Genomic DNA, 15,191 nt, shown 5'->3' with positions numbered 1-15,191 from the left:
GCAATAGAGCACAGTACATGTGCTCTTTTTTTTTGTTTAACAGCAAAAATGTTTATCGAAAATAATGACAGACCTTGATTTAAAACAGAAAATAATCGGCAAATAAACACCCGAATATAAAAATCAAGACATTGATTTAAATAAATAAAAACCAATCATTCAATTTTTTAGAACGAGTTTATCAAAATCCTCCCGTTATTTTTATGTTCGCCTCTACCTAAACTGTTCTCAACAGCACGGGAGCACACGCTTCCCACTCATTGAAAAGAGTCAGAGGACAGAATCATGAAAGCACTATTACAGAAAATTACCACATCAAACGCAGGTTACAGCGCACTATCACTTCGCGTTCCAATCGGCATTATCTTTATGGCGCACGGCGCACAAAAACTATTTGGCTGGTTTGGTGGCTACGGGCTAGAAGGCACAGGTCAGTGGATGGCATCTATCGGTTTAGGTCCTGGCGTGCTCATGGCGTTACTTGCGGGCAGCGCAGAGTTCTTTGGCGGCTTGTTCATTTTACTTGGTCTGCTAACTCGACCAGCAGCGGTTGCTTTGGCGTTCACGATGGTGGTAGCGATATTCTCTGTCCACTTTGAAAATGGCCTATTCATGGCAAACAACGGTTACGAGTTTGGCTTAGCATTACTGGCAGCAAGCGTTTCTCTGGCGTTCTCTGGCGCAGGTAAAGCAGCGTTAGATAACTTTTTAAACAAAAAGCTCTCTTAAGGAGGCCTTATGATTACGGTAAGACATGCAGCAGACCGAGGTCGAGCAAACTTTGGCTGGCTTGATAGCAAACATACGTTTTCTTTTGGTAGCTACTACGATCCTCAACATATGGGCTTTTCTGAGCTGAGAGTCATTAATGACGATGTAGTCAAGCCTGGCGCGGGTTTTGATACACATGGCCACCGTGATATGGAGATCATCAGCTATGTGTTGGAAGGTGTTATCGCACACAAAGACAGTGAAGGTAACGTCAAAACACTACCTGCAGGTGAATTCCAACTCATGTCGGCAGGGAAAGGGATTTACCACAGTGAGTACAATGCATCGAACCAAGATACGCTGCGGTTTCTACAGATTTGGATTCAACCGAACACATTTGGAACCAAACCAGGTTATCAGCAAAAAGATTTTGGTCGCAATCCTGGGTTAACGACTATCGCAACTCCAACTGGAGAAAACGGCACGCTACTTATTAAGCAAGATGCGACTTTGCATCAGTTAATTCTTGAGCCAAGTAGCGAACTAAACTTTGAGATTGAGTCGGGCCGAAATCTATTCATCCATCAAGTGACTGGGAGCCTTAGTGTCGACAATACCACTTTGACGGCTGGCGACGGCGCGAAGGTTGAACACCAGAGTAAGGTTGTTTTGCGCAATACATCAAACGAAAGCACAACAGCCCTGTTGTTTGACTTACCATAACTATCGATTCATCGAGATAAAAACAAAGCCGCCTTGATTTCTCAAGGCGGCTTTTTCGTTTTTCTGACTTTTCATTCAACGCTATTCGTCGGAAGTGCCAGAACCAATTTGCTGAAAACTGTAAGCGGTCAGTGGATCGATCTCTTTGACAATTTCTTCCACTTGCTTAATCGCGTCTACAGACGAACTAGCTTTACGATAGCTCAAATAGATAGGGCGACACCAATCTTCTACTCCAGACACCTTGTGAAGCTGCCCATTAGCGATAAATGGCTCCACGAGAGAGATTGGTAAGTACGCGGCTCCACCCTTCTCTAAAATAAAGTCCAATGCGATACGCGCTGTTGAAGTGCGTAAATATGGAGCCGGAATCTTAGGGTGACGCTCAGAATGCTCTGAGGAGAAACGCGTCCCCCAGTCAACGTACACATATTTGTTTTCGAAAACGGTGTCTAAAGAATCTTTCTCAGTTGATACCAGAACGAGAACAACATCCGCCACTTTTTTACAGTTAAGCTCATCAGCTTTGATCTGATCGAACGCAAATGCCATATCTAACGTGCGCTCTAGCAAGCTACGACTGAGCATCTCACGTCCCATCACTTCTGCCATGAAGCCATAACCACCAAACGAATCTGTGACGACACTTAAACAATTCTGTAAATAAGCGTCCCAAATGTTTGGCGTGCCACCTAACGTTAGTTGCAGCGCTTTGCCATCTTCAAGCGATAATTCTAGCTTCGCTTGTTGCAATGTAGTGACCATTACCTCGGCATAGCTGATTAAGCGCTCACCTGCAGAGGTCAACTTTATGTTATTTCGATCACGAATAAACAATTGCGTATCGAAGTAACTTTCCAACTGTTTGATACGTGCGCTCACAGCGGCTTGGGTAATATAAAGGTTCTCAGCAGCACGTCCGAAGTGACGAACTCTTGCCAGCTCTAAAAATGTTCGAAAGACTTTTACATCCATAAACCATCTCCTGGTTAATATAAAACCAGATTAACAACTAATTAAAATCATGACGACAAAAAAGTTTTGTTTTTCTTTTGTTAGATTTAAGCCTAATTTTCGCCGTAAGTTCACTACATTCATCAATAACGGTTACAGAGGCTGTTGACATGTCTGACACTGAATTCCGTCATGGCAAAAAACGTTTTTACGATAACGTAAAATTCCCACGCGGCTTTGCAAAGTCTGGCGATTTTACTCTTTCAGAAGAGGAAATCCTAACAATTTATGGGGATACAATGCTTGGCTTAGAGTCAGGCGAATTAACACCTGAAAACAGCGAAGAGAAACACTTCATCAAGGTGTTAGAAAACCCGGGCAAAGCAAAAACAAAACTTGAGCGTACGTGGCTAAAGTACACCCAACTTGCTCGTGGTCGCAAGCGCTTCCATACGCTAAATGGTCGTAACAAGCCTGACGCCACAGAAGAATACATTGAAGAGAGTTTGGTTGAAGACGATTAATAACCAATAACCTAGTTCTCGCCTTTTTCTAGCAGTAGGCGAAAGCTCGTTTGACTTTACTGAGCGAGCAATACAAGCTCATTTCTTCTCCTAAAGCCCAAGGGGGCATTCTCCCAAGGGCTTTTTTAATATTTGGGTGATGACCGTTTACTTGGCGAGCGTCGCAATCTTTTTCAGAAAGCTCTCTTTCAAATGCTCTTGGTCATATTCCAAGTGATAGGTGTTGTGGAAGCCAATTTTTAGCTCAACACCATTTCCTCTCAAGAAAACGTTGTACCCATCGTAGTCAGAAAACGCTTCTACACCTTCATACATTTTACCAAATTCGGTTGGCGTACCGTTGTTCATCACACATTCGTAAGCCTGTAGTACTTTGCTCGGATCTAACTCATTTTTCATACCGAATTCCTCACTGGTTTACACATTTCAATTATGGTTAAAGAATGAGCGCCATGCCATATCTAACCCATAATATTTGAAGTTCGTGTGCGATTTCGCACTCTGTAGGTTGTTAAAAAACAAGGTTAAGTGCGAAGGCAGAACTTAATTTAGATCATAAATTTTATCTATTGATTCGTCAGTTTCATAATGCAATTTCTTTGTAAAAAATCGTCTTATAAAAGCATTTAGATATAAAAATCGTCGACAAAACCAACATTGGTTAAAGAAAAAGCAAAATTTTGACCTAAAACAATAGCAGTTCGCCACTACTTATTTTATAATGCGAATTAATGTTTCAGTACATCGTCAATTCCAATAACTAGGGGCACAAAATGAGACTTATCCCGTTAACTCGAGCAGCACAAGTAGGTAAGTGGGCAGCTGCGCATATCGCTAAGCGTATCAACGACTTTAAACCTACTGCTGAGCGTCCATTCGTTCTGGGTCTACCAACTGGTGGCACTCCTCTAGCAACCTACAAAGCCCTAATCGAGCTTTACCAAGCCGGCGAAGTCAGCTTCAAAAACGTCGTGACTTTTAACATGGATGAGTACATTGGCATCCCTGCGGATCACCCAGAATCTTACCGCTCGTTCATGTACAACAACTTCTTTAATCACATTGATATTCAAGAAGAAAATATCAACCTACTGAACGGTAACACAGACGATCACGACGCAGAATGTAAGCGTTACGAAGACAAAATTAAGTCTTACGGCAAGATCAACCTGTTCATGGGCGGCGTGGGTAACGACGGTCACATCGCGTTCAACGAGCCAGCGTCATCTCTTTCTTCTCGTACTCGCATCAAGACCCTCACTGAAGACACTCGCATTGCGAACTCTCGCTTCTTTGACGGCGATATCAACCAAGTGCCTAAATACGCGCTGACTATCGGTGTTGGTACGCTTCTAGACTCAGAAGAAGTGATGATCTTGGTCACTGGCCATAACAAAGCTCAGGCACTTGAAGCAGCCGTGGAAGGTTGTGTAAACCACCTATGGACAGTTTCTGCTCTTCAACTTCACCCTAAAGCGGTGATCGTATGCGACGAACCAGCTCAACAAGAACTGAAAGTGAAGACAGTGAAGTACTTCTCTGAGCTAGAAGCAGAAAACATCAAAGGCTTTTAACCCATAGGATGGCAGCCTAGAAACACACTAAAAATACAAAACCCGTGTTGAACACGGGTTTTTTCTTATCTGAACAGCGGGCTTAAGTCGTCAATAAGCTTTAATACCAAACTGACGAAGACGCTTAGGAAGCACTTCATCCAACTTGTCTAGTTCACTCGGTTCGACTTCGATAAGGTTGAAATGATGCTGCTCATAAACAGTACGAATGGTCTCACGGTCGGCCTGAGCCATCTCCCCATCGTCACTTCCCCAAAATTGCAAATAGACTTTACCGCCTGGTAAGTAAAAATCGCTAGTGACATCTTGGTCAATCGGCAACTGACGCTCATAAGCGTGCACAACACCAGCCAAGTACAGCCAGTTGTCGATGAGCAACTCCCCCTTAGAGCGCACGTAATGCCCATCTAATGTTCGGTGCTTGGCTTCAAATTTTTGGCGAAAGCTTGAGTACGATTTATCCGTAGAATGTGACTCCGCGTCTTGCCCTAAAAACTCAATGACAGACTGCTTAAGACGCTTGTTACGCAGCACCACATCGTGCCATACGACAAAGGTATTTTGTGTTTCTTTATCGGTTCTTTGCTGTCCACCAGCGCGCACACCAGCTTCAGTGACACTCCATCCCTCTTCGGATTTGGTCAACCAACCCAGTTCACTCAAAAGCTGATTCATGCGCTTCGCATTCAATTTCAGCTTTTCACCCAGTTGTGTCGCGCTCAATGTTTTCCCTGAGCTGGGAGTCAGCTCAATATGTAAGTTGGTCGGCCAGACGATGAACTGGCCAAATTTAGGGTGATCCACATACTCACCGCCAAACTTTGCCCCTTCTTCGGTCAAAATCCACTTTTCATCTTGGCGAACGATGTAGCCTGCACGTTTGAGATCGGCAAACAGCAGCTTAGCTTCTACCTTGCGCATTTTCGCTAATGCCGACGTCGATATTTTTTCAGACATGTGGGTACCTCATGCTGCTGCAAAATTGAACACTATGTCGTCATAGTAACGCATTGATTTCACGGCTTGAAGTCAGGCAAACAAGATTTCGTGTTACAAATAGCAAAGCCAGCGTATAGGTGCTGGCTTTGTTATTTCGGTAAAAAAGCGAATGTTATTTAATAAAAGCGATGCATCCTTGCAAAATCACTAAATTCACAATATCGATGAAGAATGCACCGACAATTGGAACCACCATAAATGCTTGTGGTGATGGACCATATCGACTCACGATGGAGCCCATATTCATGACCGCAGTCGGTGTAGCACCTAACCCAAAACCGCAGTGTCCGCTAGCGATCACCGCCGCATCGTAGTTGCCTCCCATCATGCGGAATGTTACGTAGTAAGTGAACATCGCCAACACTGCCGACTGAATAGCAAGAATAATAAGGAATGGGATCGCAAGATCGAAAATATTCCACAATTTCAAACTCATCAAGGCCATGGCAAGAAATAGAGATAGTGCAACCGTGCCAAGAATATCAACGGTTTCTAAATCAACCTTGCGCGCCTTCGTCACTTCCATGATGTTAGTGATAACAACACCAATAAACAGCGCATAAACAAAATCGGGAATCATTAACCACTTGATGTCAAAACTGCTTACCCAACTCTCGAGATACTTCGCGCCTGTCACGCAAAGTAGAATGATGGACAAGCTTTCAACGACTCTTTTCGCTGTGACACGATCTTCCTCATGTTCGTTGTACGTCACCAGTTCAGGGAAACTCTGATGACTTTGATTGGTGCGTCCGTATTCCGATTCCAAGTTGTGTTTGTTTAGTAGCTTTTGTGCAACAGGGCTGCCAATAATCCCGCCCATCACCAAGCCAAATGTAGCAGAAGCCATTGCCACCTCTAGAACATTATGCAAACCATACATTTCTTGAAAAGTTTGCGACCACGCAGCTCCAGTTCCATGTCCGCCAGAAAGCGTAATGGATCCGGCGATCAACCCCATGAGTGGATCTAACCCCAACGCTGTTGCTAAGGACACGCCGACCGCATTTTGGATAAGAATGTAGACCGATGCCACAACTAGGAAGATGAAAACCTTCGCACCGCCTTTAATCAGTTGGGTGTAATTTGCCGCTAAGCCAACGGTTGCAAAAAACATCAGCATAAAGACGTTTTGAAGTGGTAAATCAAAGGAAACATCCACACCGTTTAAGTGCATCGTCGTGATGACGCAAGCGACCACTAGACCACCAACAATTGGCTCTGGAATATTAAATTTTTTTAAGGTTGGTAACTTGGTATTGATGAACTGCCCTAAAAACAACACGCAAATTGCGACGAGGAACGACTCCTGTGGGCCGATAGATATTACCTGATTCATGAGACCTCTTTACTCTACTCTTTCTCATTCATTGAGCACGCGCTCAACGTGAGATAGGTGCCTAAGCCAGTCAGATTGCCTCTCGAAACTTTTGTTTTCTAGGCCTCTTTGACCATTGATTCTCATCAAGTAAGAAATAGGCAGACCTAAAATTATGCTAATTATCATTCAGTGAGAATATTCATTTAGAACAGGCGATAAGTGTATTGATGGGAAGAGAAAAACAACACTTCTCAACTTATGAGAAGCAATTAATTTCCATATTAAACAAAACCTCAAAACAACGACCACATAGGTGGATATTTAGAGCGAATGAGACAGGCGGATACACTAGGTTTTAAATTATTACTTTCTCTCTAATGCACTAGGTGTTATACATATATATAACACCATCTCAACCAAGAGATTCACTCATGACTAATTGGCATGATCGCCAACCGATATTTCGACAGTTGGCAGACCAGATCACGCAGCAAATACTGCAAGGTGTCTGGCAAGAAGGCGATGCTCTGCCCTCCGTCCGTAGCATCTCTGCAGATATGAAAATTAACCACCTCACCGTTATGAAAGGCTATCAATTGCTTGTTGATGACGGGCTAGTGGAGAAAAAACGCGGTCAAGGTATGTTTGTCGCTTCAGGAGCAAAGCTCAAATTACTCGCAGACGAGAAGGCACGTTTTCTTCAGCAACAAATTCCGCAGATAGCCGACACAATACAGCGTCTGGATATGTCACTCGACGAATTCATTCAACAACTAAAACCACACTTGAAAGGTGACCAATGAGCGCATTAGTCAGTGTAAACAACGTATCCAAGCAATATCAGCAACAAGGAGAAGCACTGCATGAAGTGAGTTTCGACCTACATGCAGGACAAGTACTTGGCTTACTCGGCCATAATGGCGCAGGTAAATCAACGCTTATTAATGCCCTACTCGGTGCACATGAATATCAGGGCACTATTCGTATCAACGGATTTGAACCCATTATGCAACGCGACAAGATAATGCAGAGCTTATCCTACATCTCGGATGTCAACGTTCTGCCAGATTGGATGACCGTTGCTCAACTGCTTAACTATACCGAGGGCGTGCATCCAGGGTTCAATCGCGCCCAAGCAGATACGCTACTTCGTCAAACGGACATCAAACCTCGTGCGCGCATCAAATCTTTATCCAAAGGGATGAAGGTGCAATTACACCTCGCGATTGTGATCGCGACCAACACCCAAATCCTCATATTGGATGAACCGACACTCGGGTTAGATCTCGTGTATCGCGAGACGTTTTATCGTCACTTATTGGAATGGTTTCACGACGGCGAGCGCGTGTTGATCATCGCCAGTCATGAAGTATCAGAGATTGAGCACTTGCTGACAGATGTTCTGATTCTTAAGCATGGTCGCCCCGTTCTGCAAACCTCGATGGACAGTATCAGTGAAGACTATTTCATTCTTGAAGCCAACGACGAGCACCGCACACAAATTGAAGCGATGAACCCACTCTCGTCACAAAAAGGCCTCGGTTCAACGAAATGGTTACTCAAAGCCCAGTATGCCCAACAAGCAGAAACAATGGGTTCCATCCATGGGGTGAAGTTAGCGGATCTATTTTTAGCATTGCAGAAGGAGGCAGCGTAATGCGTTCAGTTGTCGCGATGTTGCAAAAAGAGTGGTTAGAAAACCCTCTTGTTTTACGTATTCCACTGTTTGTGTTGGCGTGTGGAGTTATTCTCTTTGTGAGTTTAATGAGTAACGATACTCTACAACACAATATGTTTTTCCAAATGAGCTTTGGTGGCGATGTCAGTGACATTCACAAAGAGCTTGGTGATGACGTCAATATGTTGATTACCGGAGGAGCAGGGCTGCTGTCTATCTTGTTAGCCGTTCAGTACTTCCCAAGAACGCTACGCAAAGAACGGGCGGAAGGCAGCATTATGTTTTGGCGCAGTATGCCTGTCAGTGACATAAAAACCCATTTAGTGAAGCTAGGGTTTGGCTTATTGGTGATTCCGCTCGTCTGCTCGGTGCTCGTACTCGCTGCAAATTTAATGTTGTGGTTGCTGAACATCTCTACTGATCACCAATTGGCTTTATTGTACCGCCAAGCCTCGTTAGGTTACGTGCTGCTGCATTGGGGAGAGTTTTTAATCAGAATGTTGTTCGCCGGTATTCTGCTGTTACCGCTGGCATTAACTGCGATGGCTATTTCACAAAAAGTGAACTCACCACTGGTCATTTTGTTTATCGCCATTTATGCGCTACGTTGGATGCCTATCGCACTTTTTGGTTACTACGGGCTAGATCACTTTTTCTCCGAAGTGCTTTACCTTCCGCTGCACGCCATTATTACACCAAACCCATTCAATACCATTCCTCAAGCGGGTTGGTTAAACGTTGGCATTTACGCCTTCATTGGTATTCTTGGTTGGACAGCTAGCCTCAAGTTCAGCCGAACCATTCAATAATCCGTCGTCCGATAAACGGCCAAAATCGAGCCATAAAAAAACGGTCACAACCTGTGTTGTGACCGTTTTTATTTCGACCTTAGGAGATCATGAACTTAAATTTAACCAAGGAATGAAATGTAACCTTGTAAAATGATTAAGTTAACGATGTCGATAAAGAAAGCCCCCACAATTGGCACCACCATAAATGCCTGCGGCGACGGGCCAAATCGGTTAACGATTGAACCCATGTTCATTACGGCTGTTGGGGTTGCACCCAAGCCAAAACCGCAGTGCCCCCCTGCAATAACCGCAGCATCGTAGTTGCTTCCCATCACTTTGAACGTAACATAGTACGTAAAGATAGCTAAGACGACAGACTGCACAGCTAAAATAACCAAGAATGGAATCGCTAGATCAAAGATATTCCATAACTTCAAGCTCATCAGAGCCATCGCTAGGAACAGAGATAGCGATACCGTACCTAACATATCGACCGTTTCGGCATCTAACTTACGAATCTTGGTCACTTCCAAGAAATTCGTAATGATCACACCAATGAATAGCGCATATACGAAGTCTGGAATCATCAGCCATGAGATTTCATACGTGCTTACCCATTGCTCGACATACTTGGCCCCAGTAACACAGATCAGTAGGAAGAAGAGTTTCTCCACAACTTTTTTCGCCGTTACTTTATCTTCTTCGTATTCATTGTAAGTCACCAACTCCGGGAATTTCTCGTGAGTTTTGGCATCTCGACCACCACGACCATACTCAGACTCTATGCTGTTCTTTTCCACCAGACGCTGCGCTACAGGGCTACCAATGATACCGCCGATGATCAAACCAAAAGTCGCTGATGCCATTGCAATTTCTAAGACGTTATCCAATCCATACACGTCTTGAAAGGTTTGTGACCACGCAGCACCTGTACCATGACCACCTGACAGAGTAATCGAGCCAGCAATTAACCCCATCAAAGGATCTAAACCGAGCGCCGCCGCAAGTGAAACGCCAACGCCGTTTTGTATGATGATGTAAAACGATGCGACAGCTAAGAAGATAAAAACCTTCGCACCTCCTTTCATCAACTGAGTGTAATTTGCGGCCAAACCAACTGTCGCAAAAAACATTAACATAAACGTATTTTGTAATGGCAAGTCGAACTCTAAATCGATGCCGTTGAAATGAAGAGCAGTAATCATGCAGGCTACAATAAGACCACCTACAATCGGCTCAGGTATGTTGAATTTCTTTAAAATCGGTAGCTTAGCATTAATAAAATGCCCCAGGAAAAGCACACTGATTGCGACCAAGAAGGACTCCAGTGCACCTACAGATATTAAATGATTCATATCGCCTCTTATTATTGTTCTCTTCATTCTCCGTAATGAATGAGTGTTAGTTTAACCTTCGTTCAATAGCAAATTTTCTCGCTTTATTGTTTCGAAAATACTCAAAAAGTTGGTGTAGATGCGCCTTAGGCTAGTTTAAGGGGCGCTCCTTAAGCGATGTGTCAGTTTTTACGCTGTTAGCAAGCCCTTAAATGTGAAAGGAGCTGATACAGCTCCTTCAAATGGCCCCTCGCAATACCTGTGCGTTATCGCTTGGGGTGTTGTGTTGTGAGTAAATTCTGGGTGACACTTTCTGAACCACTTCGGGCTCCCTTACTTAAACAGAATGTGTCAATTACTATCAAACAAAGTTCCTTCCCGTTGTAACCGCTAAACGCCGAGAGCGCGTTCAAAACAATTGGGTTTGCCTGTTCCTGTCGTAGCTTTTCAACTCTGGCTCATGGTGTATAAACGAGCCGAATCCAAGGAAACTCTCAGGCTGCAACAAACGTTTTCGTCACAACGGAGCAGGATTATAACATATCGCTGATAATTTTCTTCAATTCAGTGACATTCACCAACCCCATGGTTAAACATTGCAATGATTAACTGCCTATTATCATTTTCACAGATAAAGATCGAAGCACAGTTACTCAGTAAGCTTCTTAGAAAACGATGCATAGCTAATAACTTCACCGCCGTTCTTATCCAAGAGGTCTTGATAAACGCCCTAGAGAACCAAGCAGCCGAAATATGCGATGTTATCATGATTGCTTTTCGAGACCGACGTCCCGACTTTGGCTATGAGTACAACCCCAACTATGCATCAGACAAAAACATGTATAATTTTTTATACAAGTTATTCAATAACAAGAGTCCCACATGAACATTCATTCGCTTTGCCCTGCGCTATTACTCAGCGTCGTCTCATCAGCTACAGCATCTGAAAACATTCGTATTCAATATTCTCCCATAGAAACAACTCATGAAAAAATCGCCCAACAATCGATTCAAAGCAGCGATGTAAACACCATCTTTGTTGAGCTGTCTCAGGCCTACTTTCCATTTGATAAAGCTCTCACGCTGGTTTACGGCGGAGAAGATGGTCCAATGTATGATCCTGATACACACACAATATACGTTCCTTACACTTTTTATTTGGAGTCGCTCAATTACTTCTCCAATAATCAGTATGAAGAACGCTTCGGAAAATCCCCAAAAACAGGGGCGCTAGATACGTTATTGCACACTTTACTTCATGAAGCTGGACATGCTTACATCGAAGATCAAAGCATCCCTGTTCTCGGAAAAGAAGAAGATGCGGTCGATAATTTTGCCACTATTTTAATGATTGACTTCCTAGAAGATGGCGCAGATATGGCCATTAGCGCCGCCGACATGTTCGCATTCGAATCCGACGACAGACCGGACTACTACGATTTTGGCGAGTACATTGACGAACACAGCTTTGATTTGCAGCGTTACTTTTCAACGTTATGTCTGGTGTACGGTAGTGATCCTGAGCAATACAAAGCCTTACTCGATGAAGTAGAAAAAGACTACCTGCGTGATCGCAAAGAGTTCTGCCAATTCAATTACGGCAACATTCGCGACAATTGGCTGCATTACTTGCAAAACAATGAACCAAAAGAAAATTCGCCACGTAAAAGCGATTAGAAAATCTCAAATAAGAAAACCGCAATGACAAAACTCACCATATTTTATGACGGAACCTGCCCGCTTTGTGCCAAAGAGATGAAGGCGCTAAAACAACGCGATTCCAAGCAGCACATCAAAACCGTCGATATCTATAGTGATGCATTCGCAGATTATCCGCAGATCGATCCTGAACAAGCCAACACCATTTTGCACGCCCTCAACGAAAAGGGGGAGCTTCTGCTTGGGTTGGACGTGACTCATCGTGCGTGGCAATTAGTTGGTCGCGGTTGGCTCTACGCTCCACTGCGTTGGCGCCTCGTTAAACCTGTTGCTGACTGGCTTTACCTCAAATTCGCAAAGAATAGGTATCGCGTCTCATATTGGTTAACAGGGACTTCTCGTTGCAATAGTGGGTCGTGTTCACGTTAATTGTGATCCCGCTTAAAAATGCTACGACCTTCGTCTAGATTTACAAATTTCCAGTACTTCTGATTGAGTAACTCGGTTAATCTCTAAGCATTACAACAATAAGTATTAACACTTTTATCAGGCAAGCTTATTCAGCTTGTCACTTGTAACGCTGCGCCGAGAGAAGGACGTCTCTATGAATCTGACGATCAGAAAACGACTATATATCCTTTCAATAATTCCAATTCTAACTATGGCAATAGGCATGATGTGGTTCACCTACGTACAAACCACGGCCTACAACGAGCACGAGATTGAGCAAACTCGAAGTCGAATGATGGAGATGAAAAAAGCCGAACTCAAAAGCTACGTACAAATGGCGCGTTCCGCTGTCGAGCCGCTACTCGCACAAAATGCCCCACTGGAAGAGGCTCTGCCTATCTTGAAACAACTAGAGTTTGGTCAATCCGGCTACATCTTTGGTTATGATTCAAAAGGCGTTCGTGTCGTGGTGGGTAAAAACACCAAAGGCATCGGGGAAAACTTCTATAACTTGCAGGACAAGAAAGGCAATTACCTGATTCAGGATTTGATCAAAAATTCCAAAACTGGTGAGTTCACGACTTATTACTTCCCGAAACTCGGTCAGAACGAAGCACTACCGAAATTGAGCTACTCGGTCTTTATTCCTGAATGGGATTTAATGTTGGGTACAGGCTTCTACACGGACGATATCGACGCCATTGTGGCAAACATGGAAGAAGCCGCGCATCAGGCCCTCAACACCACACTGACGGCTATTGCTCTGTTCTGTGTTTCGATTGCAGCCATCGTAGCGGTCTTCGCGGTGTTTGTTAACCGCAGCATCATGAAGCCTATCGAGCAGTTTGATGCTTCAATTCACTCTTTCGCGCAAGGCGATGCAGACTTAACCGCGCGCATGGAAGAATCAAGCGTGCCGGAATTCACTCAGTTGAGCCGTAACTTCAATATCTTTGTTGAAAGCCTGCAAGGCATCATCAAGAGCGTGAGCCACGTAGGGCAAGAAGTGGTTTCAGAAACCAACGACATGTCACAGCGAGCATCGCAAGTGGACGAATTGGCTTCTGGTCAGCGTGAAGAGACCGAACAAGTCGCAGCGGCAATGACCGAGATGACAGCAACGGCGCACGAGATTTCCAGCAACGCTAACCAAGCGGCGCAATCCGCCAAAGACGCCGATGAAAATTCACAGCAAGCGAAACACATTGTTGATTCCGCAGCAAACTCTGTCGAAGCGCTCGCTCTAGAAGTATCGGAAGCCAGCACAGTGATTTCTCGTTTAGAGAGCGATGTACAAAACATCTCTTCTTCGCTAGAAGTGATTCAAGACATCGCCGAGCAAACCAACCTATTGGCACTAAACGCAGCCATTGAAGCAGCCCGTGCAGGCGAACAAGGTCGCGGCTTCGCAGTCGTTGCCGATGAGGTCCGTAAACTGGCGAGTCGCACTCAAGACAGCACAGGCGAAATTCACCAAATGATTGAGCAGTTGAAGTCTGGCTCGGATGCAGCAGTGAAAGCCATGGGTTCAAGCCAAGCGCGTGGTGAAGCAACCGTTGAGGAAGCACGAGCAGCCTCTGCCGCACTGCAAGAAATCCAAGCCGCGATTGCTAACATCATGGACATGAACACCCTGATCGCAACGGCAACTGAAGAGCAAAGCCAAGTTGGGCAAGAGATTTCACAACGCATCGAAGTCATCTCTCAACAAAGCAGCCAATCGGCGCACCTTGCCAACCAAAACCGAGCAGGCAGTGGCAACCTTAACCACAAAGCTAACGAGCTGTACGACTTGGTCGGCCGCTTTACGGTTTAAAGCTTTCCTCACCCATTCACCATGCAAACAGCGACGCCAAAACGTCGCTGTTTTTATTTCTGCTATCCTCATACGACTTAGCTATAATGCCGCCAACTTAGCACCTACAAGGGCAAAACCAGATGATTATTATGACCACCAATTTCGGTGACATCGAGATTGAACTGAACCTAGAACGAGCGCCAGTTAGCTCAAAGAACTTCAAAAAATACTGTGAAGATGGCTTCTACAACGGCACCATTTTCCACCGCGTTATCGATGGCTTTATGATTCAAGGTGGCGGTCACACCGAAGACATGGCAGAAAAGCCAACGCGCGCACCAATCGCGAACGAAGCAAACCGTGGTCTTAAGAACCTTGTTGGCACTATCGCAATGGCACGAACCGATGCACCGCACTCTGCAACAGCACAATTCTTCATTAACTTGGAAGACAATGATTTCCTAGACCACACCGCTACTACCAACCTAGGCTGGGGCTACGCCGTGTTTGGTAAAGTGACCGCGGGTATGGATGTCGTAAACCGCATCGCGAAAGTGAAAACGACCTCTAAACTTGGTCACGATGATGTGCCATGCGATCCAATCATTATTGAGAAAGTGACAGTCAGCGAATAAGCCCATTCGCCTCTTCGGAGAAACCGTCGCTATAAAACGA

Annotated in this window: 16 protein-coding genes; 11 read left to right on the top strand and 5 right to left on the bottom strand. The window is 44.6% G+C overall.

Features of this window, described 5'->3' with window-relative positions:
• Positions 1-285: 285 nt before the first annotated feature.
• Together R7Z49_RS03115 and R7Z49_RS03110 are read left to right on the top strand one after the other, a co-directional pair.
• Positions 286-729, top strand: coding sequence for a DoxX family protein (locus R7Z49_RS03115; RefSeq protein ID WP_005374434.1), 444 nt, complete (start codon positions 286-288; stop codon positions 727-729).
• A gap of 9 nt (positions 730-738) precedes the next feature.
• Positions 739-1,434: a pirin family protein gene (locus R7Z49_RS03110; RefSeq protein WP_017821043.1), complete on the top strand. Its 696-nt coding sequence runs from the start codon at positions 739-741 to the stop codon at positions 1,432-1,434.
• 81 nt (positions 1,435-1,515) lie between these two features.
• On the opposite strand, the gene R7Z49_RS03105 is transcribed toward R7Z49_RS03110, so the two are convergent.
• The gene (locus R7Z49_RS03105) at positions 1,516-2,409 is read right to left on the bottom strand and encodes a LysR family transcriptional regulator (RefSeq protein ID WP_005374436.1); all 894 of its coding nucleotides are present in this window, start codon (positions 2,407-2,409) and stop codon (positions 1,516-1,518) included.
• 149 nt (positions 2,410-2,558) lie between these two features.
• On the opposite strand from R7Z49_RS03105, the gene R7Z49_RS03100 reads away from it, so the two are divergent.
• A complete protein-coding gene (locus R7Z49_RS03100) occupies positions 2,559-2,912 on the top strand; it encodes a DUF413 domain-containing protein (protein ID WP_005374439.1) in 354 nt (117 codons plus the stop codon).
• Positions 2,913-3,059: 147 nt separating this feature from the next.
• Here the strand turns inward: R7Z49_RS03100 and R7Z49_RS03095 are convergent, their stop codons facing one another.
• Positions 3,060-3,311: a DUF3081 domain-containing protein gene (locus R7Z49_RS03095; protein WP_005374440.1), complete on the bottom strand. Its 252-nt coding sequence runs from the start codon at positions 3,309-3,311 to the stop codon at positions 3,060-3,062.
• A gap of 374 nt (positions 3,312-3,685) precedes the next feature.
• Between R7Z49_RS03095 and nagB the strand changes: the two genes are divergently transcribed.
• Positions 3,686-4,486: a glucosamine-6-phosphate deaminase gene (gene nagB / locus R7Z49_RS03090; protein WP_005374441.1), complete on the top strand. Its 801-nt coding sequence runs from the start codon at positions 3,686-3,688 to the stop codon at positions 4,484-4,486.
• Positions 4,487-4,576: 90 nt separating this feature from the next.
• On the opposite strand, the gene R7Z49_RS03085 is transcribed toward nagB, so the two are convergent.
• Together R7Z49_RS03085 and gltS (R7Z49_RS03080) are read right to left on the bottom strand one after the other, a co-directional pair.
• The gene (locus R7Z49_RS03085) at positions 4,577-5,443 is read right to left on the bottom strand and encodes a hypothetical protein (protein WP_005374442.1); all 867 of its coding nucleotides are present in this window, start codon (positions 5,441-5,443) and stop codon (positions 4,577-4,579) included.
• 154 nt (positions 5,444-5,597) lie between these two features.
• On the bottom strand, positions 5,598-6,824 hold the full coding sequence (gltS, locus tag R7Z49_RS03080) for a sodium/glutamate symporter (RefSeq protein WP_025768732.1): 1,227 nt from the start codon (positions 6,822-6,824) through the stop codon (positions 5,598-5,600).
• Between the two features lie 413 nt (positions 6,825-7,237).
• Between gltS (R7Z49_RS03080) and R7Z49_RS03075 the strand changes: the two genes are divergently transcribed.
• Genes R7Z49_RS03075 through R7Z49_RS03065 form a run of 3 tightly spaced genes read left to right on the top strand, consistent with a single transcriptional unit; the run spans position 7,238 to position 9,293 of the window.
• Positions 7,238-7,609 (top strand): GntR family transcriptional regulator, encoded by a 372-nt coding sequence (locus R7Z49_RS03075; RefSeq protein WP_005374444.1) that lies wholly within the window; start codon positions 7,238-7,240, stop codon positions 7,607-7,609.
• A complete protein-coding gene (locus R7Z49_RS03070) occupies positions 7,606-8,463 on the top strand; it encodes an ABC transporter ATP-binding protein (protein ID WP_005383221.1) in 858 nt (285 codons plus the stop codon). Before R7Z49_RS03075 ends, R7Z49_RS03070 begins: the two co-directional genes overlap by 4 nt.
• Positions 8,463-9,293, top strand: a complete 831-nt coding sequence (locus tag R7Z49_RS03065) for a hypothetical protein (protein ID WP_213966445.1) — start codon at positions 8,463-8,465, stop codon at positions 9,291-9,293. Before R7Z49_RS03070 ends, R7Z49_RS03065 begins: the two co-directional genes overlap by 1 nt.
• Positions 9,294-9,394: 101 nt before the next feature.
• Here R7Z49_RS03065 and gltS (R7Z49_RS03060) read toward each other — a convergent pair whose 3' ends face one another.
• A complete protein-coding gene (gene gltS / locus R7Z49_RS03060; RefSeq protein WP_005374448.1) occupies positions 9,395-10,630 on the bottom strand; it encodes a sodium/glutamate symporter in 1,236 nt (411 codons plus the stop codon).
• A gap of 861 nt (positions 10,631-11,491) precedes the next feature.
• Here gltS (R7Z49_RS03060) and R7Z49_RS03055 point away from each other — a divergent pair.
• The 4 genes from R7Z49_RS03055 (at position 11,492) to R7Z49_RS03040 (ending at position 15,151) form a co-directional block, all read left to right on the top strand.
• Positions 11,492-12,286, top strand: coding sequence for a DUF4344 domain-containing metallopeptidase (locus R7Z49_RS03055; protein WP_132936200.1), 795 nt, complete (start codon positions 11,492-11,494; stop codon positions 12,284-12,286).
• Between the two features lie 24 nt (positions 12,287-12,310).
• Positions 12,311-12,697 carry a thiol-disulfide oxidoreductase DCC family protein gene (locus R7Z49_RS03050; RefSeq protein WP_054576513.1) on the top strand — a complete coding sequence of 129 codons (387 nt, stop codon included), beginning with the start codon at positions 12,311-12,313 and terminating at the stop codon, positions 12,695-12,697.
• 175 nt (positions 12,698-12,872) lie between these two features.
• The gene (locus tag R7Z49_RS03045) at positions 12,873-14,534 is read left to right on the top strand and encodes a methyl-accepting chemotaxis protein (RefSeq protein ID WP_258490008.1); all 1,662 of its coding nucleotides are present in this window, start codon (positions 12,873-12,875) and stop codon (positions 14,532-14,534) included.
• Between the two features lie 122 nt (positions 14,535-14,656).
• Entirely contained in the window at positions 14,657-15,151 is a 495-nt protein-coding gene (locus R7Z49_RS03040; RefSeq protein ID WP_005448882.1) for a peptidylprolyl isomerase, read from the top strand.
• Positions 15,152-15,191 lie beyond the last annotated feature (40 nt).

Origin of the sequence: Vibrio sp. 1562 (assembly GCF_033340155.1) — a bacterium.
Taxonomy (GTDB): Bacteria; Pseudomonadota; Gammaproteobacteria; order Enterobacterales; family Vibrionaceae; genus Vibrio; species Vibrio alginolyticus.
The sequence above is the reverse complement of the archived record's forward strand: the minus strand, read 5'-3'. Positions and strand labels throughout refer to the sequence as shown.